The 18971-nt window shown below is 50.3% G+C and carries 20 protein-coding genes and 1 tRNA gene; 14 read left to right on the top strand and 7 right to left on the bottom strand.

Annotation, left to right across the window (positions count from 1 at the left end):
• Positions 1 to 207 precede the first annotated feature (207 nt).
• Complete coding sequence (locus G8770_RS22990) at positions 208 to 1620, top strand: aminotransferase-like domain-containing protein (RefSeq protein ID WP_167192391.1); 1413 nt, start codon at positions 208 to 210, stop codon at positions 1618 to 1620.
• An 18-nt stretch (positions 1621 to 1638) separates the two neighbouring features.
• On the opposite strand, the gene G8770_RS22985 is transcribed toward G8770_RS22990, so the two are convergent.
• The 6 genes from G8770_RS22985 to gcvH form a co-directional block, all read right to left on the bottom strand.
• On the bottom strand, positions 1639 to 2040 hold the full coding sequence (locus G8770_RS22985; protein WP_167192390.1) for a GFA family protein: 402 nt from the start codon (positions 2038 to 2040) through the stop codon (positions 1639 to 1641).
• Between the two features lie 231 nt (positions 2041 to 2271).
• Positions 2272 to 2727: a sigma D regulator gene (gene rsd / locus G8770_RS22980; RefSeq protein WP_167192389.1), complete on the bottom strand. Its 456-nt coding sequence runs from the start codon at positions 2725 to 2727 to the stop codon at positions 2272 to 2274.
• A gap of 312 nt (positions 2728 to 3039) precedes the next feature.
• Positions 3040 to 3816 carry an LrgB family protein gene (locus G8770_RS22975; protein WP_167192388.1) on the bottom strand — a complete coding sequence of 259 codons (777 nt, stop codon included), beginning with the start codon at positions 3814 to 3816 and terminating at the stop codon, positions 3040 to 3042.
• Positions 3817 to 3822: 6 nt separating this feature from the next.
• Complete coding sequence (locus G8770_RS22970) at positions 3823 to 4173, bottom strand: CidA/LrgA family protein (protein ID WP_167192387.1); 351 nt, start codon at positions 4171 to 4173, stop codon at positions 3823 to 3825.
• Between the two features lie 117 nt (positions 4174 to 4290).
• On the bottom strand, positions 4291 to 4773 hold the full coding sequence (locus tag G8770_RS22965) for a disulfide bond formation protein B (protein WP_167192386.1): 483 nt from the start codon (positions 4771 to 4773) through the stop codon (positions 4291 to 4293).
• Between the two features lie 176 nt (positions 4774 to 4949).
• Positions 4950 to 5339, bottom strand: coding sequence for a glycine cleavage system protein GcvH (gene gcvH / locus G8770_RS22960; protein WP_167192385.1), 390 nt, complete (start codon positions 5337 to 5339; stop codon positions 4950 to 4952).
• Between the two features lie 594 nt (positions 5340 to 5933).
• Between gcvH and G8770_RS22955 the strand changes: the two genes are divergently transcribed.
• The 6 genes from G8770_RS22955 (at position 5934) to G8770_RS22930 (ending at position 12069) form a co-directional block, all read left to right on the top strand.
• Positions 5934 to 8063: an AsmA family protein gene (locus tag G8770_RS22955; protein WP_167192384.1), complete on the top strand. Its 2130-nt coding sequence runs from the start codon at positions 5934 to 5936 to the stop codon at positions 8061 to 8063.
• A gap of 243 nt (positions 8064 to 8306) precedes the next feature.
• Positions 8307 to 9404, top strand: a complete 1098-nt coding sequence (gene mutY, locus G8770_RS22950; protein ID WP_167192383.1) for an A/G-specific adenine glycosylase — start codon at positions 8307 to 8309, stop codon at positions 9402 to 9404.
• An 86-nt stretch (positions 9405 to 9490) separates the two neighbouring features.
• Positions 9491 to 9766 carry an oxidative damage protection protein gene (locus tag G8770_RS22945; protein WP_167192403.1) on the top strand — a complete coding sequence of 92 codons (276 nt, stop codon included), beginning with the start codon at positions 9491 to 9493 and terminating at the stop codon, positions 9764 to 9766.
• Positions 9767 to 9901: 135 nt separating this feature from the next.
• A tRNA-Phe gene (locus G8770_RS22940) sits at positions 9902 to 9977 on the top strand.
• Positions 9978 to 10157: 180 nt separating this feature from the next.
• Positions 10158 to 11396 carry a tyrosine-type recombinase/integrase gene (locus G8770_RS22935; protein ID WP_167192382.1) on the top strand — a complete coding sequence of 413 codons (1239 nt, stop codon included), beginning with the start codon at positions 10158 to 10160 and terminating at the stop codon, positions 11394 to 11396.
• A complete protein-coding gene (locus G8770_RS22930) occupies positions 11389 to 12069 on the top strand; it encodes a hypothetical protein (RefSeq protein WP_167192381.1) in 681 nt (226 codons plus the stop codon). The genes G8770_RS22935 and G8770_RS22930 overlap by 8 nt, the downstream gene beginning before the upstream one ends.
• Positions 12070 to 12317: 248 nt before the next feature.
• Here the strand turns inward: G8770_RS22930 and G8770_RS22925 are convergent, their stop codons facing one another.
• Positions 12318 to 12866, bottom strand: coding sequence for a hypothetical protein (locus G8770_RS22925; protein WP_167192380.1), 549 nt, complete (start codon positions 12864 to 12866; stop codon positions 12318 to 12320).
• A gap of 200 nt (positions 12867 to 13066) precedes the next feature.
• Between G8770_RS22925 and G8770_RS22920 the strand changes: the two genes are divergently transcribed.
• The 7 genes from G8770_RS22920 to G8770_RS22890 all read left to right on the top strand — a co-directional run bounded on the left by G8770_RS22920 (position 13067) and on the right by G8770_RS22890 (position 18875).
• Positions 13067 to 13273 (top strand): helix-turn-helix transcriptional regulator, encoded by a 207-nt coding sequence (locus tag G8770_RS22920; RefSeq protein ID WP_167192379.1) that lies wholly within the window; start codon positions 13067 to 13069, stop codon positions 13271 to 13273.
• A gap of 9 nt (positions 13274 to 13282) precedes the next feature.
• Entirely contained in the window at positions 13283 to 14173 is an 891-nt protein-coding gene (locus G8770_RS22915; protein WP_167192378.1) for a toprim domain-containing protein, read from the top strand.
• Positions 14170 to 15633, top strand: coding sequence for a DUF3987 domain-containing protein (locus tag G8770_RS22910; RefSeq protein WP_167192377.1), 1464 nt, complete (start codon positions 14170 to 14172; stop codon positions 15631 to 15633). Before G8770_RS22915 ends, G8770_RS22910 begins: the two co-directional genes overlap by 4 nt.
• The gene (locus G8770_RS22905; RefSeq protein WP_167192376.1) at positions 15630 to 16172 is read left to right on the top strand and encodes a hypothetical protein; all 543 of its coding nucleotides are present in this window, start codon (positions 15630 to 15632) and stop codon (positions 16170 to 16172) included. Before G8770_RS22910 ends, G8770_RS22905 begins: the two co-directional genes overlap by 4 nt.
• Positions 16173 to 16570: 398 nt before the next feature.
• Positions 16571 to 17125, top strand: a complete 555-nt coding sequence (locus G8770_RS22900; RefSeq protein WP_167192375.1) for a sce7726 family protein — start codon at positions 16571 to 16573, stop codon at positions 17123 to 17125.
• A 225-nt stretch (positions 17126 to 17350) separates the two neighbouring features.
• A complete protein-coding gene (locus G8770_RS22895) occupies positions 17351 to 18430 on the top strand; it encodes an IS5 family transposase (protein WP_167192374.1) in 1080 nt (359 codons plus the stop codon).
• A 172-nt stretch (positions 18431 to 18602) separates the two neighbouring features.
• Entirely contained in the window at positions 18603 to 18875 is a 273-nt protein-coding gene (locus tag G8770_RS22890; protein ID WP_243760650.1) for a transposase, read from the top strand.
• Positions 18876 to 18971 lie beyond the last annotated feature (96 nt).

Below are 18971 nucleotides of genomic sequence, written 5' to 3'. Positions count from 1 at the left end.
TGCGGCTGTTTTAGAGGCCGTACGGTGATGATGTGCTGTCGGCACGGCCCCGACATTGATTGGGTATAGCGCTTATGGGATCGATGTCTTGCCGACGGTGGGTTGAGCACGGCCGCTGAATCGAAAAGCTGAAGCCAGTGTAGCTGGTCAGGTTTTGGCAATACAGATACAATAATTATGAAATTAAACCAGTACAGTTGACGCGTGATGCTTTACCAGACACTGGCCAATGACCTGGCCACTCAAATTCAGCAGGGCCTGTATCGCCCCGGTGACCGACTGCCCTCGGTGCGGCAGTTGGCCCGGCAGCGGGCGATCAGTGTGTCGACGGCGGTCAGTGCGTATCAGCAGCTGGAAATGACCGGTCTGGTGGTGGCGCGGGAAAAGTCGGGCATTTTTGTGGCGGTGCCCTCCGCGCGTCAACTGGGCGCACCGGTCGCCAGCGGCAGCAGCCAGCCCACCGAGCTGCAAATGAGTGACACCATCGCCCGCATCTTTGCGCAAAACCGGCAAAAAGGCCGCGTCCATTTTGATTTGGCGGTGCCGGACCCGGCACTGCAGCCGGCGACGCAGTTAAAAGCCGCGGTGAACCGGGTGTTGCGTCACCACTTTAATGACAGCCTGACGCTGTTTCCGTCGCCGGGGGATCTGGAGCTGCGCCGCCTGATTGCGCAGCGCATGGCCGACAGTGGCTGTCAGGTGCAGCCGCAGGAAATTGTGATCACCAACGGCTGTCAGGAAGCCCTGTTGATTTCGCTGCAGGCGCTGACGTCTCCGGGGGACGTCGTGGCGGTGGAAACCCCCTGTTATTACGGCTTTTTACAGGCGCTGGAAAGCTTGGGGTTAACGGTGATCAGCATCGCCACCGATGCGGTCACCGGCATGGATATGGCGTCTTTAGAGCAGGCCCTGCAAGACTGGCCGATCCGCGTGTGTCTGTGTTCGCCCCGCTTCAGCAATCCCAGTGGCGCCTGTATGCCGGAGACGGCCAAAAAGGCGCTGGTGTCGCTGGCCCAGCGGCACGATTTTTACGTCATTGAGGACGATATTTTTGGCGAGCTGTGCCACTCGGGGCCGACGCATCCGTTCTCGCCGAAATCGCTGCGGGCCTACGACCGCAGCGGGCGGGTGATTTATTGCTCGGCGTTTTCAAAAAATCTGTCACCGGGGTTGAGGCTCGGCTGGGTGGCTGCCGGCGAACACCGGTTGCGGGCCATGGAGCGCCAGCGTGCGAGTACCACTGGCACCGCCTCGCTGCCGCAGTTGCAGTTACTGGATTACTTAAAAACCGGTCACTTTGATAAACATCTGGCTAAGGTGCGGCGCCAGTATGCGGCCAACCTGCAGCGGGCACTGGCGGTGATCGCCCGCGCTTTCCCGCTGGGTACCCAGGCGACCCGGCCACAGGGAGGGTTTGTGCTGTGGATATCTCTGCCGTCTTCAGGGCCGGATGCCATGGCGCTGCTGGAGATGGCCCAGGCGCACAACATTTGTTTTGTCCCCGGGCAGGTGTTTGGTTTTCAGGGCCTCGACCACTGCCTGCGACTCAGTGTGGCACAGCCCTGGACAGATACGCTGGAAACGGCGTTGGAGACCTTGGGGCGGTTGGCTCAGGTCTGAGGTGATCGCCCTTCCGTGTCAGCCGGGAAGCCCTGGCTGCGCGCGGATATTTTGCAGATCTGTATCCCACTCAGCCCGGCTGGCCATGAAAATGTGGGCCGTTGGGCGAATGCTGATGTTATCGTCCAGACTGCCAGCCGGTACCACCACCAGCTGCCCATCCTCCTGAATGTTGGGCAGGGCTGAGCCACAGGTGGCGCAAAAACTTTTCACATGTCGGGTGGCGGGCAGTGTGAACTCCCGGACGCGGCTGTGCCCCGACAGCCAGGTCAGAGTGGCGGTGGATGAAAACAAATTGGCGGCATGGGCCGAGCCGGTATCTTTGCGGCAGTGCGGGCAGTGGCATAAATAGAAGCTGTCAAACTCACCCTCGATTTCAAAGTGAACTTCGCCGCACAAACAGGAACCTTTCGTGCTCATAAACTCTCTTCACCTGGTTAGAATTAAGTGGACAGTAGAGTGGAAACAGGAAACAGGAAACATAAACGGGAAACCGAGCAGATCGCTGTTGGTGTGAGCGAGCGGGTTTGATGTGAGTCTGGCAGCAGGGGGCGCTCTGTCTCTGACTGCTCATTCATCGGGGTTGCCGTAGCAGGGAGACCGGGGGATGAAGAGAATCAGAGACGAGTGTTCAACAAAATCAGGCCGGGGTCAGACCACCAGATCCTTGTGGGCGGTGTGCAGCACTTCAATCATGCGATCTTCCGCTTCAAAACGTGTGGCCAGAACTTCACCCAGTCGGGACAGGTCAACCGTAATCGTGCACAGATCATCGGTTTCCAGATACTTGTCATTAAAATCCAGAGCCAGTTCAGTGGTTTCATCAATGGTTTTGATCAGCTTGCTCGCTTCCTGCAGCGCCTGTTCATCATCAAACTCGCGGGCTTCCTTCACCAGTTGATCATAAACTTCAAAGTGACCGGCAGAAACGTAATCGACCAGCAGCTGACACACCTGTTGCACCGACTCCGGTGCCGATTTGCTTTCTGGTTCTTCAGAGAGGTTGCAGTAGCACACTAAAAGTTGCTGCCGTTCCTGTAACCAGCGGTCGATGATGTTACTGACTCCGCCCCAACGTTCTTTAGCTGACTCGCAGTTTTCTAGCATGGCAGTAGATCCTTATCTGTCAATTGCTGTGCTTTGTTCGAAGTGGTTTTTAGGATGGTGCTTTGACGATTTTTTTGTTCGTATCGAGCCGGTGTATCACGACTCTTTAAAGCCAAGATAGGGGATCTGAACGGCCACGGCAAGTGAAAACTGCACCGTCATGGTGAAACCTTGTTTTCGCTCAAACAGGAGGGCATTTTTTAATTTAGTGGAAAGATTCCGGCGCTCAGCAGTGAAGAATTAAAGTCTTAAAAAACAAAACGTTATAGCGATAAAAAGAATATTAAACTGAACTTGGCACGTAAAAAAACATTAAAACAAAGGGATAATGTAAGGCAGTGTTAAGGCCGTGAACGCGCCATTTAATCCCATCGCCAGAGTGGCAAAGGCACCACTGGTGGGGTTGAGTTCAAAAGCCCGGGCGGTACCGATGCCGTGCGCATTGAGACCCAAAATCATGCCTTGCTGACGCGGGTCGCGCAGTTGCAACAGGTAAAAAACCAGCGGACTCAACAGCACGCCGATAACACCGGTAAAGACCACCACTCCGGTGGTGAGGGTGGCGAGACCGCCAATGTTTTCAGCCACCCCGATGGCAATGGGAGTGGTGACGGATTTGGGGGCAAGGGACAGCAGCACCTGTTCATCGGAACCCATGAACCAGGCAATCCCCACCGCACTGGCAGCGGCAAAGGCTCCGCCGAAGATCACGGTCAGCACAATGGGCAGGGCCAGTTTGCGAATGTGGTGGAATTCTTTGTACAGCGGGATGGCCAGCGCCACGGTGGTTGGGCCCAGCAAAAAATACAGCAGGCCGTTGCCGTCGACGTATTCCGAATAGGAAATGCCGCTCAGTTTCAGCAGCGCTGCGATGGCCACCGAGCTCACGGCCACGGGATGGACGAAGGCTTTGCGACCGCACCAGTTATAAAACCACAGCGCCAGCTGGAAAATCACCAGGGTGAGCAGCAAGCCAAACAGCGGCTTGTGAATCAGGCTTTGCCAGACATTCGGCGAGCCTGGCAGCAGCCCGGACTGTTCGATCAGCGCTTGGCCTTTCAGGGTGGTTTGAGTCAGGAGGTCAGGCATGAGGGTTTACTCGGCTCCTGCTTTTTTAGCGGACAGGCGTTTCATCAGAAAACCGCTGAACAGCATGGAGGCCAGGGTGCCCACCAGCATGGCAGCGAGAATGGCGGGCCAGTATTGCTGCACGCTGGCGGGCAAAAAAAACAAACCGACCCCCGCTGGCAAGAAAAACAGGCTGAGGTATTGAATCAATGTGTGGCTGACCTGATCCAGGTCTTTAGACGGCCCGCCTTTGATCGCCAGCGCGATCCACAGCAGCAACATGCCCGCGACCGGCCCCGGGATGGGGCTGTGGAGTACGCTGACCAGTGTCTCGCCGCACAGCTGGAAGAACAGCAAGGCGATCAGGGCTTTTAGCATGGCTGATGGCTCTTCAAATAGGATCGCTGATGGCTTTCTAACATCGCGAATGGCTCTTCAACATCGCGGATGGCTTTTCAAAATCGCTGATGGCTCTTCAACATCGCACACTCAGTCTCAGCCTTTGCGCAGCATTTGCCACACATTCACCACGATCAAGCCGGCGAAGCAGAGGGCCACCCAGGCGGGCATGCTCAAGCCCAGGAACATCCAGGACACGTCGGCACAGTTGCCATCGCCTTGCAGCAGCAGGTTAAACGCTTGCTGCAGCGGAAAGTTTTCAAACATGTACGACAGGCCGGGCCCGCAAGCGGGAACCAGATCTTCGGGCAGATTTTGGATCCACACGTGACGCAAAGAGACGCCACCCCCGATCAGTGCCGCGATGACCCCCAGTGCGCAATAGATTCTGCGCCCCAGTTGGGCCGGGTTGTGGATCGCGGCCAGCAGCGCAAACAGGCCTACCGCAAAGACAAACACTCGCTGGGTGATGCACAGCGGGCAGGGGTGCATGTCCATGAAGTACTGGAAGTAGAGGGCGGTGAGGTTGAGTCCGGTGCAGGCGAGAAAGATCAGTAAAAACGTCGTGCGTATGGTCAAGGTTACATTCCCGTAGGTCGCAGTGGTGAGTCACTCAAGAGGGTTGTAAGAGTATTGCAAGCGTATTGAAAGACGCAAGGGGGGGCAAGTCAGGGCTTGGTGTCGGGTTTTTGTGAATGCCGTCTCGCCCTGCTGACAGGTTTGGCGCCAGCCGCAAACTGCAGCTGGCAGCCGGATCAATCTTCTTCGCAGACTGCCTGGTAGCCTTCAGCGGTCAGGGCGCTGTCGAGCTCGGTCAGGTCGCTGGGCTTCACTTTAAAGAACCAGCCGTCGTCGAAAGGCGATTCGTTGACGATTTCGGGGGTTTCTTCCAGCGCTTCGTTGATGGCGATCACTTCACCGCTGACGAGCGAGTAGATATCGGAAGCGGCTTTCACCGATTCCACCACACCGGCTTCTTCACCGGCCGTGACGGTGCTGCCCACTTCAGGGGTTTCCACGTAAACCACGTCGCCAAGGCTGTCCTGGGCGTGATCGGTAATACCGATGGTGACGGTGCCGTCGCTTTCAACCCGAGCCCACTCGTGGCTGGACAAATATTTCAGTTCGCTGCGAACTTCACTCATGGTGCTTTCCTCAAATAATCAATCGTAAATACGGGTTGGGGCTCAGGTTTGTGCCGGTGGTCAGTGGTTCGTTTCAGTCTTGGCCGGTGGTTCGTGTCAGCCTGAGGCTTGCAACAAACGTCCGGGTAGGTTGAAACCGGTCAGCTTGTTCCGGCCACAATGTTAAAGGCGCGTAGTTTAACGACTTTTTCGATCCGGCGAAACGCCCTGACTTGTTAACAGCATAGCCCGATCCCCACGGCTGGCCAGAGTGGCGGCGTTGGCCGAACCCGGTCGTCAGTTTGAGCCTGAGCCAGGAGCCCCACCCCGGGGCTTAACTCAGGACCGGCAGCGGAGCTGAGCCGGCGTTTGTGCTGCGTCGATGAAACCTTTCGCGCTCCCCGGGCTCTCAGTTGAACTTGGCGGTCCGGCTGAAGGCCGGGTTCGTTAAACGTGTCATTCTTAATGCCGCACAAGTACAGTAAGATCGCAGTCATGACGATAGTGGCGACAGCGACGGCTTGAGATTCACGACAGCGACGGCTTGAGATTCACGACTGCGGCCTGGGCGAATAAAGCAAGGCGAACGGTTTGTTAAACAATTAAGGAAGAGCGATGCAAGGTTTTCTGCGGGCAGTAATGGGAGTGTTGGCACTGGTGGTTCTGCTGGTGGTGGGGGCCGTGCTGTATTTGACGCTGGTGCTCGATCCCAACGATTTTCGCCAGGACATTGAACGTTTGGCGCAAGAGCAGGGCGTCCCACTGCAAATCAACGGCAACCTCAGCTGGCAGTTTTTTCCGAACCTGGGCTTAAGTGTCGAAGGCGTGAAAGTCATGACCGGCCCCGAAGCGCTGCTGGATGCCCAACGGCTGGCTGCGGCCGTGGCGGTGGCGCCGCTGCTCAGTGGCCAGGTGTCGATCCAGTCGGTGGAGTTTTCCGGGGTGCAGGTGAACGTCTGGAAGGACAAGCAGGGCCGTGGCAACTGGGAGTTGCTGTTGCCGCCGGACGACACCGCGGGCACCGGCGTAGCGCCGAAGGCGTCTGAGTCAACCGCACCGGCCGCGACGCAGGAATCTTCTGCCAGCTCCGAGGCGACCCCCATCTCGCTGGTGATTGAGGCGCTGCGTCTGCGCGATGCCACCTTAACCTATCGGGACGAAGCCGAGGGCAGCAGCGTCAAGCTATCAGATCTCAACCTCAGCATTGACGGCTTCGATCTGACCGGCAAATTGTTTGACCTGCAGCAGTCGGCCACCCTGGCTCTGGAAGGGCAAAAGCCCATCGACATCCGCAGTCAGGGCACGTTGGGGTTTAACCTCGAGCAGCAACAGCTGACGCTGGATAGCATGGCGCTGGAGATGTCGGTGAACAAAACGCCGCTGACGCTGAATCTGTCCGGTGATCTGGCGCTGGAGACCCTGGCCGCGCAACTGCAGTTGCAACTGCAGCCGGTAAATCTGGCCAAATGGCTCACCCAGTTTGGCATCGAACTGCCCGAAATGTCGGCGGCCGACGCCCTCAGCAAGGTCTCCATGACCGCAGCGGTGAGCGGCAACGACGGCGCCTGGGACCTCAATCCGCTGGTGCTGAAGCTCGATGACACCACCATCAACGGACAGGCCGGCATCGACAAGGTGGGGGCCATGTCCCTCACCCTCAAGGGGGACCGCATCGATGTGGATCGCTATCTGCCGGTGCCGGCCGAGCAGGTTGAACAGGCCCAGGCCCAACAGCCCGCCGCGGGCAAGCCCCCCGCAGGCAGCACTTCCGGAAGCACTGCCTCCGCCGGTGCGGGCGACCCGGCCAATCCGCTGTTGATGTCCGATGAGCCGCTGGATCTGTCGGCGCTCAAAGACCTCACCGCGGCCGCGAACCTCACCTTCGATCAGGTGACCGCCAAGCAACTGGACTTCACCAGCATGGTGTTCAAACTGAAAGCCAAAGACGGGCTGGTGCGTTTGCAGCAGGTCTCCGGCGCATTGGATGATGGTCAATTCAACCTCAACGGGGCGCTGGATGCGCGCCAGAGCCGCGCCAAAGTGAACCTCAAGGGCACGCTCACCGATCTGGAACTGAAACCCTTGCTGGCGGTGTTTGCCGAAGAAGAGCGCCTGTCCGGCGTTGCCCGTGGTGACCTGGCCCTCAACACTCAGGGGCAGAGCCTGCGCCAGTGGCAGCAGGGTGTGGTGGCGAACCTCAACCTGACCGCCAACCAGCTGACCCTGGCCACCCTGGACATCGAACGCAGCGCCTGTGAATTGGCAGCGCTGGTCAACGGCCAGCCTGCGCCGGCCATTGACTGGAAAGGCCTGACCGAGCTGAACGACGTGCAGGGGGCGCTGGCATTAAAAGGCACGGTGCTCAACATCGACGCGCTCAGTGCCGGGGTTGAAAACCTGTCCGTGAAGGCCCGCGGCGACCTCAATTACCTGAGCGGCAAATTTGATGTGCCGCTGAGCATCGCCTTCACCGGCGAAGCCGATCCCGAGCGCGATTGCCAGGTGCGCGACCGCTGGCGCAACAAAGATTTGCCCTTGCGCTGCAAAGGCACTCTGGATACCGTGTCGGCCCGCAGCTGTGGTTTCGACAGCAAGCGCATCAATGCCCTGCTGGCGGATGAAGCCAAAGACGAAGTGAAAGACAAGCTGCAGGAAAAACTGCTGGAAAAGCTCAACAAAGATGGCGACGACAGCACCAACGATGCAGTGAAAGGCTTGCTGGAAGGGCTGTTTAAGAAAAAGTAAGGCCTTTCTTTTAAAGTTTAGACCGCCGTCATTGCGAGTCGCAGGCGCGGCAATCTTAGCCAGATTGGTACGGGGCCGGGGAGCGACCCCAGTCCTTTGCCCACACCGCCGTCATTGTGAGCCGCAGGCGCGGCAATCTTAGCCAGAGTGGCACGGGGCCGGGGATCAACCCCAGTCCCTTGCCTACAGCTTTTGCGGTTAAAGCAATGACCAAAATTTTTTATACCGAACAAGGAACGACATATGTCGCTTAAACCCAAGGGCTCTGCCAAGCGCCCCGGCGACAATTTTTCACAGCGTGTGCTCGACTGGTTTGACCTGCACGGCCGCAAACACCTGCCCTGGCAACAGGGGGTGACGCCCTACCGCGTGTGGGTGTCCGAGATCATGTTGCAGCAAACCCAGGTGGCCACGGTGATTCCGTATTTCGAGCGCTTCATGGAGCACTACCCCAGCGTGCAGGACCTGGCCGCCGCCGCGCAGGACGACGTGCTGCACCTGTGGACCGGGCTCGGCTACTACGCCCGCGCCCGCAATCTGCACAAGTGCGCCAAGACCGTGGTGGCGGAGTTTGGGGGTGAATTCCCCCAGAGCGTGGAGCAACTGGAAACCCTCAGTGGTATTGGTCGCTCCACCGCCGGCGCCATTGCCAGCCTGTCGATGGGGCAAAAGGCCGCCATCCTCGACGGCAACGTCAAGCGCGTGCTGGCCCGCCACTTCGCGGTCGACGGCTGGCCCGGCACGACCCCGGTGCTCAACACCCTATGGCAGTGGGCGGAACAGCTCACCCCGGACCAGCGCTGCCAGCATTACACCCAGGCGATGATGGATCTGGGGGCGATGGTCTGCACCCGCAGCAAGCCCGATTGCCACAGCTGCCCGCTGATGGATTCCTGTCAGGCCTTTCATCAGGGCAATCCCGGCGATTACCCGGGCAAAAAGCCCAAGAAAGACAAGCCCGTAAAATCCGTGCAGCTGCTGATGCTGCGCAATCCCAACGGTGAATGGCTGCTCGAGCAGCGCCCGGCCACCGGCATCTGGGGCGGCCTGTGGAGCTTTCCGGAAGTGTCCAGCGAGCAGGACGTGAGCGACTATTGGCGCGACACCTTTGGTGCCGAGCTGGTGCATCAGGAAACCTGGGACAGCTTCCGTCACACCTTCAGCCACTACCACCTGGACATCACCCCGGTGGTGGCGGATATAGAAACCCGTGCCACCGCGGTCGGAGAGCGGGCGGTTTATTGGTATGATGTGCACGCTCCGGCCTCTCTGGGCCTGGCAGCGCCGGTTAAACTGCTGCTCGAAAAACTGCAGCAACTGGAGCCCGTGGCCAGCGCCTGATAAAAAACCCGAGCTTGTTTGAACGAGGCGCCGGTAACGCGGCGCCCGCAACCCGATTTTCAACCTCAGCCAATAAGGTTCAGTGTATGTCGCGCATGGTGTTTTGCCGCAAGTATCAGCAAGAGATGGAAGGCCTGGATTCGCCTCCCTACCCGGGTCCCAAGGGGCTGGACGTGTTCGAAAACGTCTCCAAACAGGCGTGGGGCGAATGGCTCAAGCACCAGACCATGCTCATCAACGAAAAGCACCTCAACATGATGGACCTCACCGCCCGCACCTACCTCAGCGAGCAGATGCAGAAGTTCTTCGCCGGTGATGAGTTCGACGCCGCCGACGGCTACGTACCCGAAGACGATAAGTAAGTCAGGCCGCAGTTTGATGGTTTTTTGAACACCGAAAAAAACCGATAGAAAAACAGCCGCTTAGGTCTTGACTCTGATTACCTGAACGGGTTTAATACGCGCCTCTTGCGAACACAGCGTTGTAGCAGGATGTTTGCCCGGATAGCTCAGTCGGTAGAGCAGGGGATTGAAAATCCCCGTGTCGGTGGTTCGATTCCGCCTCCGGGCACCATATATAAGTCCGGTGAAATCCGAACTTCTCCAAAAGCCTGCTTTATAGCGGGCTTTTTCGTTTATATCCTATCCAAACTAGTCCAGTATATATCCCCTAGATCCAACAATATTGGGGGCATATTTGGGGGCATCTCCCCAATCTCTGAATCTTGTGCCCCCACCTCTAGTGGAGCGCCCTATGGCACTAACGGACGTACGGCTTAGAGGTTTAAAGCCGCAGGATAAGGTTTATCGGCAGGCCGATGAAAAAGGCCTATACATAGAAGTCCACCCAAACAGTGCCATGTATTGGCGCCATAAGTACCGCTTTTTGAGTAAAGAAAAGCGCATGTCGTATGGGGTGTACCCTGAAGTATCCCTGAAAGAAGCACGCGCCAAACGGGATGCAAGCCGCAAACTTCTGGCCGATGGGTTTGATCCAGGGCAAGCTAAAAAGCGTGGTCTGTTGGAAAGAGAGGCTGCATTCGCTAACAGCTTTGAAGTAGTAGCTTGGAAGTGGTACGAAAGAAATTTACCTACCTGGAAGACAGTGACGGCTAATAAACGCTTATCGTTACTCGAAAAGGATCTGATTCCATGGCTGAAAGAAAAGCCAATTTCGGAAATTGACGCTCTCGAATTATTAAAGGTATTGCGGCGCATTGAAGAGCGTGGCGCTAATGACACTGCCCGAGTTGCCAGGCAGCTGCTGGATCAAATCTTCCGCTACGCCCGTTTAAACCAACTTTGCAGCCACAACCCAACCATGGACTTACAAGGGGCTTTGGCGCCAAAGACCACCTTTCATCGCCCCGCGATCACAGAGCCACAGGCTTTTGGGAAACTACTGGTTGCGATTGATCAATACCAAGGCTCTATTATTGTGCGCTCACTTTTAGCGCTTTGCCCGTTATTGTTTCAACGGCCAGGTGAAATGATTGCCATGGAATGGTCTGAAATTGATCTTGAGGAAGCAGTTTGGAGCTTGCCAGAAAATAAAATGAAAATGGGCTTTGCTCACATCGTTCCGTTACCTGAGCAGGCAGTGGCAATTCTTAAAGAATTAAAACCGCTTACCGGTCGCCGTAAATACGTTTTTCCTGGTCAACGCGACCCACGTAACAAGCATGTAAGTGCTGCAACTATCAATAAAGCATTACAAAACTTGGGGATTGATACCAAAACGGCTCACTGCGCGCACGGTTTTCGTGCGACAGCCCGCACGATGCTGGATGAACAGTTAGGCTACAGGGTTGAATGGATTGAGCACCAGCTGGCACACCAAGTACGGGATGCATTGGGACGTGCCTATAACCGAACGACGCATTTACCACAGCGGCAGGAAATGATGCAGGAGTGGGCGAATTATTTGGACCAATTGAAAATAAGAACCGCCAAAAATAAGCTTGACACTAAGGGATTAATCACGAATGAATGAATTAGGCCGACCGAAAGACGATTTTATTAATATCCGTGATTTAGTACTTCGTATTGGGATTTTAGAAGGTGATTATCATGTTCCCTGCAATGAATCTTCTAATGATGAAATTTTTTTAAAGTTATCAGAGATTTTAAGTTTTATTGCGGCTAGAAGGCTCTCGGGGTTTGGCTTAATGGATTTAGACGAAAATTTTTATTTGGAGGCACTATCTCTCCAGAACTTGCCCGGAATCACTGTAGACCAGCTACAGTATGTGGAAACAATACTAGCCGCTGAAGGGTTGAAAACAGCCTTAAAAAACAATTGGGCTATATGTGCTTCTGAAGCCACTTTCCGTTTGATGATGGGTGGGTGGTGGGCGTACATGACCGAAGAAGAACTGGTAGCAGCATCAAAACTCAAAAAGCGTGAAAATGAGTTAAAGCCAGATGTTGAACTTGGGCAGAAATATAGGAAACAGCAAAGTGAATTTGGTAAGTCACAAGCGAACGCCAGTCGAGAAAAGCGTGAACCTGAATGGTCAGAATGGATCGTTTTTTCTGAAAAGCTATTGGAAAGAAATCCAAATTTATCATTTCGACGGTTGGCATTTCTGATAAAAGAAAAAACCGGAACAAGATGTTCGATAGAAACAATTAGGAAAAGAATTAGTAAAGTTTCCAAAAAATAAATCTATAACAATTTAGGCAGCCATAAAAACAAATTCGTTCGCTTTATTACCAACTAAATATCAAATAATTACAGAAACCCAGGAAGAGTTATGATGGAGCCATTTAATTGTTACTCAATTTTGTAACAATTAATGCATTAACGCTACAAAAATGCACCACAAAAAATAAAATCAATAACGCTAGCCCATACCGATAATAATGCCAGCATTGAAAATACCAACGTTCTCTGTAAGAACAATACAACAATCTAATTGCGGAGCAAAAAAAAAGCCCATAAGCAAGGCTCACGAGCAATAACCCCAGCAATAACCACCCAGCAATAACTCCAGCAATAACTCCAGCAATAACTCCAGCGATAACCCCAGCAATAACCCCAGCAATAACCCCAGGAATAACTCCAGCAATAACTCCAGCAATAACCCCCCAGCAATAACCCCCCAGCAATAACCCCCCAGCAATAACCCCAGCAATAACCCCAGCAATAACCCCAGCAATAACCCCCCAGCAATAACCCCAGCAATAACTCCAGCAATAACCCCAGCAATAACTCCAGCAATAACCCCAGCAATAACCCCAGCAATAACCCCAGCAATAACTCCAGCAATAACCCCCCAGCAATAACTCCAGCAATAACCCCAGCAATAACCCCAGCAATAACTCCAGCAATAACCCCCCAGCAATAACCCCCCAGCAATAACCCCAGCAATAACCCCAGCAATAACCCAAGTGAACCCAAAGAAAAATCACGGTCAAAACAGCTAAATAAATTTACAGCATCATCGTGCAGCATGCGCATGACAATAGTCGTAATCCCAACTCATATAACCGTACCTATTCAGAATCAAAAACCAGAATGATAAGTAAAATATTGATTTTCGAAGATCGGAAGAAAGTTTTGGGTAAGCAGCCTAGGCCTTACCCAAAAAATTAACCCATGATCAAGGTGTCAGATCAGTAAAACTTAATTGGATTCACTAAAGGCCTGGAGAAATACGTATGACTAAGAAAATTATTCGATTACCAGAAGTTTTAGAAAAAACGGGACTTTCTCGATCAACTGTTTATTCAGCAATTTCAGAAGGTACTTTTCCTCGTCAGATTCACATGGGAAGGCGCTGTACTGGATGGCTTTCATCTGAAATTGATGAATGGATAGACCATCAAGTGGAAATCTCTCGTGACGAAAAAACAATTATAGAGTAGGAGATTCGAATGAATTACTTAGATTTTCAAAATCCAATAATAAGTTTTCAAAACGCTATGGCTGAAGTAGGACTGTTACCCCAATTTCCTATTGTCTCTGATGGCGAAATTCATAGATTCAAAGTCGAGGGGGATAAAATTGGTAGTAAAAATGGTTGGTATGTTTTTCATTTGGGTGAAAACCCATATGGTGCTTATGGCAGTTGGAAATACGGTTCTGCTTATAAATGGTTTCATAAAAAAAACAGATACCGTGATATTGAACCATTGAAGCTTATAGAGCTTGAAAATGATTTACGTAAGAAATTGAATGATAGAGAAAAATCTCAAATTACCGCTGCAAAAAAGGCCAGGTATATATGGTCTAAGTCGAATGAGGCGGATTTAAGTCATCCTTATTTGATAAAAAAGAAAGTACCAGCAACAGGGATTAGGCAATATTACGACAATATTTTAGTTCCAATATACGTTAATCAAGAACTTGTAAATTTACAGATGATAGATTTATACAGTAATAAGAAATTCTTGAAAAACGGTGTTGTAAAAGGAGGTTTTACTCCGCTTGGGGAGTTGAAAAACTGCCAGAAAATTTATGTTTGTGAGGGGTGGGCAACAGGAGCAACTTTATTTCAGTACTTAGGGTGCCCAGTTGCTTGTGCATTAAATGCCTATAACCTGATCGAAGTGGCCAAACAAATTTTATATTCTTACCCGGATTCTAATATTATCATCGCCGCAGATGATGATCGAAAAACAGAATTAAATCCTGGAAAAACCTATGCTGAAAAAGCTGCGAGAGCTATTGGATCGTCGTACATCATTCCTCAATGGCCAATAGGTGCTCCAGAAAATCTAACAGATTTCAATGATTTAGTTTTGTATCTGGAGGTTATGTCGTGACTGACAAAATTCCAAATATGAATATTCCATTTACGAAAGAAGTACCAGAATATGATCGGCTTCCTGAAATTGAAATTCAAAGTGATTTTCCTGTTGAAGCGCTTGGGCTAACACTTGGTAAGGCTGCGTTGGCTATAGCGGAAGGTGTGCAAGCACCAATGGCGCTGGCAGCTCAATCAATACTTTCTGTGGCAGCAGTTGTTACACAACAAAAGGCAAATATTGTTATTGATGGTCGTCACATTCCATTATCTTTGTTTTGTTTGTCTATTGCGCAAAGTGGGGATAGGAAAACCGGTTGTGATAATTTGGCGATGAAACCATTGCGTGAATGGCACCAGAAAAGGCAGTTTGAATATCGTGAAAGTTTAGAGGATTACAATCTAAAACTGGAGTCTTACAACGAAGAAGTGAAATTTATTAAACAAAAAAATAAAGGCCAAACCGCTGATTTGGCAGCGGAAATTGGTTGCTTGGATATTCCTGTAAAGCCCAAAATCCCAGATATTATTTGTCAGGAACCTACTCTTGAGGGGCTTCAAAAAAGTTTTTATAGCGGTCGGCCTGCTCAGGGACTTTTTAATGACGAAGGTGGTCAGTTTTTTGGCGGTCACGCTATGAATCTTGATAACTGCATTAAAACAATTTCGGGGCTATCGAAATTTTGGGATGGAAGTCCAATAACAAGAACTCGAGCTGGAGAAAGCGAAAATTTTACCCTATATGATCGAAGGCTTTCATTGCATTTAATGGCTCAACCTGTAATTACTACGAAGGTTTTAAGTGACAAAGTTTTACAGCAACAAGGTATATTGGCTAGGTTTCTAATTTCTGAATGTACAACACTAGCTGGATCTCGAGTGTATCAAGAGGCGAATGTTCATGATTCACCAGAATATATAAGTTACTTTTCCAGAATTTCCAAATTGTTAGATGAGCCGCTATGCATGTTAGATGACGGCGCATTGGATTTAACTTCAATACGTTTAAGCAATGAAGCCAAACAGCTCTGGATAGAATTTTATAATGATGTTGAGAAAGCACAGGCTGTGGGAGGGGACTTAGAAATTATTAAGCCGGTTGCAAGTAAAATGGCTGAAAATGTATTGAGAATAGCGGGTGTAATAAGTCTAATTGAGGGATCTGAGAGCATAACGCTATCTACCATAGAAGGAGCCCTAATACTTGGCTTTTATTATCTACGCCAAGCTCTGAGAATAGCCCAAAGAAGTGAAGTCAGCAGTAAAGATCTTTATAAGATAGAAATTATTGAATGGATTTCAAAATTCGATGGTGAAGTAAATATAAATACTATTCAGAAAAAATCTCCCCGAGGACTTAGTCTTAGGAAATCTGTAAAGGCAATACGGAAAGTTTTTGAAGAATTAGTGGAGCAGGGAGTAGTTGAAGTTACTGACACAGATGCTCGACAACAACCTTCTACGTGGAGACTGAAATGATGTTAAGGCTGCCAGTAGTAGATAAAGTAATATGTAAGCTTAGTTGGGGGAGTGGCGGAAATGGCGGTTTGGCGGTTTTTGATAAAACAAATTCTACTGTTCGCCACATGGAGAAGTCTAAACGAGAAGTATCACAATTAAGTTCCTTAGTAGCTATTAGTGATCCGCCAAATCCGCCAAATCCGCCACTAAAGGGAATAGCTAGAGATGGCGACAGCTCTCAATTTGAGCCAAATCCGCCAAATCCGCCAATATATAGAAATGTCGGTAACACAGATCGAATCTGTTTAATTAAAAACTGGCCTACTCAGCTATGTATCCAAGATTTTTATGTATATGGCTTAGAGCTTTTGAGAGATGATATTGGCCATCTGCGGAAATACTTACCTTCAGAGTCTGGTCGGCGTCTTGAAGCTCTGGGCTGTTACATAAATCACTGGCTTGTGGCGATGGATTCTGAGTCAGAGGAACACAAAAAGCAGAATGTCGGGAGGCGCGCAGCAAATTTGTGGTTATTGAAATTTTTTGGAACAGTATAAACTTCTAGAGTATGTAATTTATTTACTCTTAGTCGTGAGGGTGGGGCGGGTGAAGTATCTACCCACTTTAATCTAGGTACCGCTCGGCTTACTCTTTTTTACTCATGTCCAAATTTGAGTACTGAAAACATCGGCTTAAATTGGATTATATATTTGAATAGCTAGGGTGCAGTTTAAAATTGACCATATCGTATTTAGTAAGGAAATAGCGATAATTAAACCACAACTATTAGAGACAGTAAAAATTTTAGTTAATTATCAAATATTACATCAAATTCTGAATGAATATCTTCTTGTTAAGACGTTCAGTATTTAGTTAAATGCTTTGAGTACTAATCTGAACTAATATTTTCTATTAGTTGTATAATCAATAATATATTAAATACACACTGAAGTTTATGCCACTAAACGATCCTGTTATTAGAGCCACACTTAAACAGCACTTGCTTAAATTGAGAGCAAAACCTAGAGCTATTATTGATGAGCTCCATGTTCATAAAGGAAATGCTATTGCTGACGTTGTTGCTATATATAAAGAGCCTCATTGCTTTGAAATTAAAGGTGAAACAGATAATGTCAAGAGAATAATAAGGCAGGGTAAATTTTTTAATCTTTCATTTAAAAAAATAACATTGATAACCACGAAAAATCATCTTGCTAACGCATTAAAAACAGCTCCGGATTTTTGGGGGGTTATGATTGCATATGAAAAAGATGGAGATATTAAGCTCAAGTATTATAGAAAGGCAGAAAACAATCCATGTTTTGATAAGGAAATTGCACTGTATACCTTATGGCGGCAGGAAATGTTGGATTTAAGTAATATTAAGAAGATAGAACTATCAAAAAGAATTAATAAGCAAAGTATAGCTAATGAAATAGCAAATCACTTAAGTGGAAAGGAAGTTAGCTCTTCTATAGCTAACTTTCTTTTGGAAAGGAATGTTACTTGAAATCATTCAGCATGAATGTCATATGAGCATTGATTAAGACTTTTGGGATCGTACTAGGTGTGGCATCAGGCCCAATATTATTTGCTTTTTGTTCTAAATAGTTGTCGCCAAATGAGTAAGCTGCTTTTCTAAAAAATGGTTCTAGCAGGCTGTTGATTTTGTCGCCCGAAAATACGGGGCCAGATATAATTCGGAAAACGATAACCCATTGAGGAATTTGGTTCAGTGCGCGGAGTAGATGTTTTTCAGGAGTCTCTTTTTACAACAGTGCAGCTGGAGTCGTTTGTTCCAGAAAATCATCCGCTGAGACCAATCAAAGCACTTCTGAATGAGGCAATGAAGAACCTAAATTGGCTCTTCAGCAGTATCTATTGCAATACCGGCAGGGAGTCCATTCCGCCAGAACGCCTAATCAGGGCGCAGTTGCTTCAGGTACTCTACAGTATCCGTAGTGAAAGGCAGTTGGTTGAGCAGATCAACTACAACCTTCTGTACCGGTGGTTTGTAGGATTAACGATTGATGATCCAGTTTGGGATCATTCCACCTTCAGTATTAATCGGGATCGATTGCTGGAAAACGATGTGATCACGGAGTTGTTTGAAGAAGTGGTTAATCTTGCCCGCAAACAAAAGCTACTCTCTGACGAGCACTTCAGCGTGGATGGCACCCTGATTCAAGCGTGGGCCTCACAGAAGAGCTATCGCCGTAAGGATGATGATAGCGAGCCCCCTGTGGGTGGTGGTCGCAATAGAGAAGCTAATTTCCACGGAGAAAAACGCAGCAATGCCACACACGAATCAAAGACGGATGGCGATGCAATGATGGCTAAGAAGGGCCCAGGCAAGGAAGCCAAGCTATCTTATATGGGGCATACCGTAATGGAAAACCGCAACGGCTTGATTGTAAAGGCTGCGGCCAGTCAAGCAACCGGCAAGGCCGAACGTGAAGTTGCAGCGGACTTGTTGGCGGAACTGCCTGGTATGAAAAAGCGCACCGTGGGAGCAGACAAAAATTACGATACAGCGGGTTTCGTAAGGGATTGCAGGGCGATGAACATAACCCCTCATGTTGCCCGGAACGACAATCGTATTGGAGGTTCTGCGATTGATGGCCGAACCAGTCGGCACGCAGGTTACGTCATCAGTCAGCAGACTAGGAAGCGAGTAGAAGAGCCCTTTGGTTGGGGCAAGACGGTTGGTCTTATCAGGCAAATGAAGGTGCGTGGTTTGTCAAAAGTGAACAGCGTATTTATGTTGACAATGATTGGCTGGAATCTGACTCGAATGAGGGCGTTACAGGGGTAGTCCGTCCTGACGGCGGGGTAAGCCCTGCCGACAAGGCCCAGAAAAGCAAAAAATGGGCTTATATCGACGTTTTTAATCGAGAATTCCAGCCTCAAACGATGATTGCTTTCGAGGCTGGGAGAAAATCAACAACCTGCTAGACAATATCCGCAAGCAATCAGCCGTGAACAAAATGATACCACAGTCTTTCCAGTTTTCATCCGTTAAACGCCGCAAAGTCGAAGCCGATTTCTCCGGGGGCGATATCACCAGTAATGCCGGCATTCTGCTGTTATCCGAGATTGACCGAAAGATCGGTTTGAGTCGCAGTGTTGCCAGGGCAATGGGTGATGGCCGACGCAAAGCGAGTTGCGAGCATTCCGTTGAAGGATTGCTCAAGCAACGGGTTTACGCTTTGGCACTTGGCTATGAAGACCTCAACGGTAATCCTCCCATTTTTAACTGACGTTCAAAGTAGAGATTAAGCAGCCATCAGTGGTGGTTTCCCATTGTTGGCCTTATGTGGCCGTTCGTGATTGTAAAACCAAAGCCATTTAGTTGC

It is taken from the genome of Pseudomaricurvus hydrocarbonicus, assembly GCF_011602365.1.
GTDB classification, from domain to species: Bacteria; Pseudomonadota; Gammaproteobacteria; order Pseudomonadales; family Cellvibrionaceae; genus Pseudomaricurvus; species Pseudomaricurvus hydrocarbonicus.
This window is presented reverse-complemented; position numbering and strand designations above follow the sequence as displayed.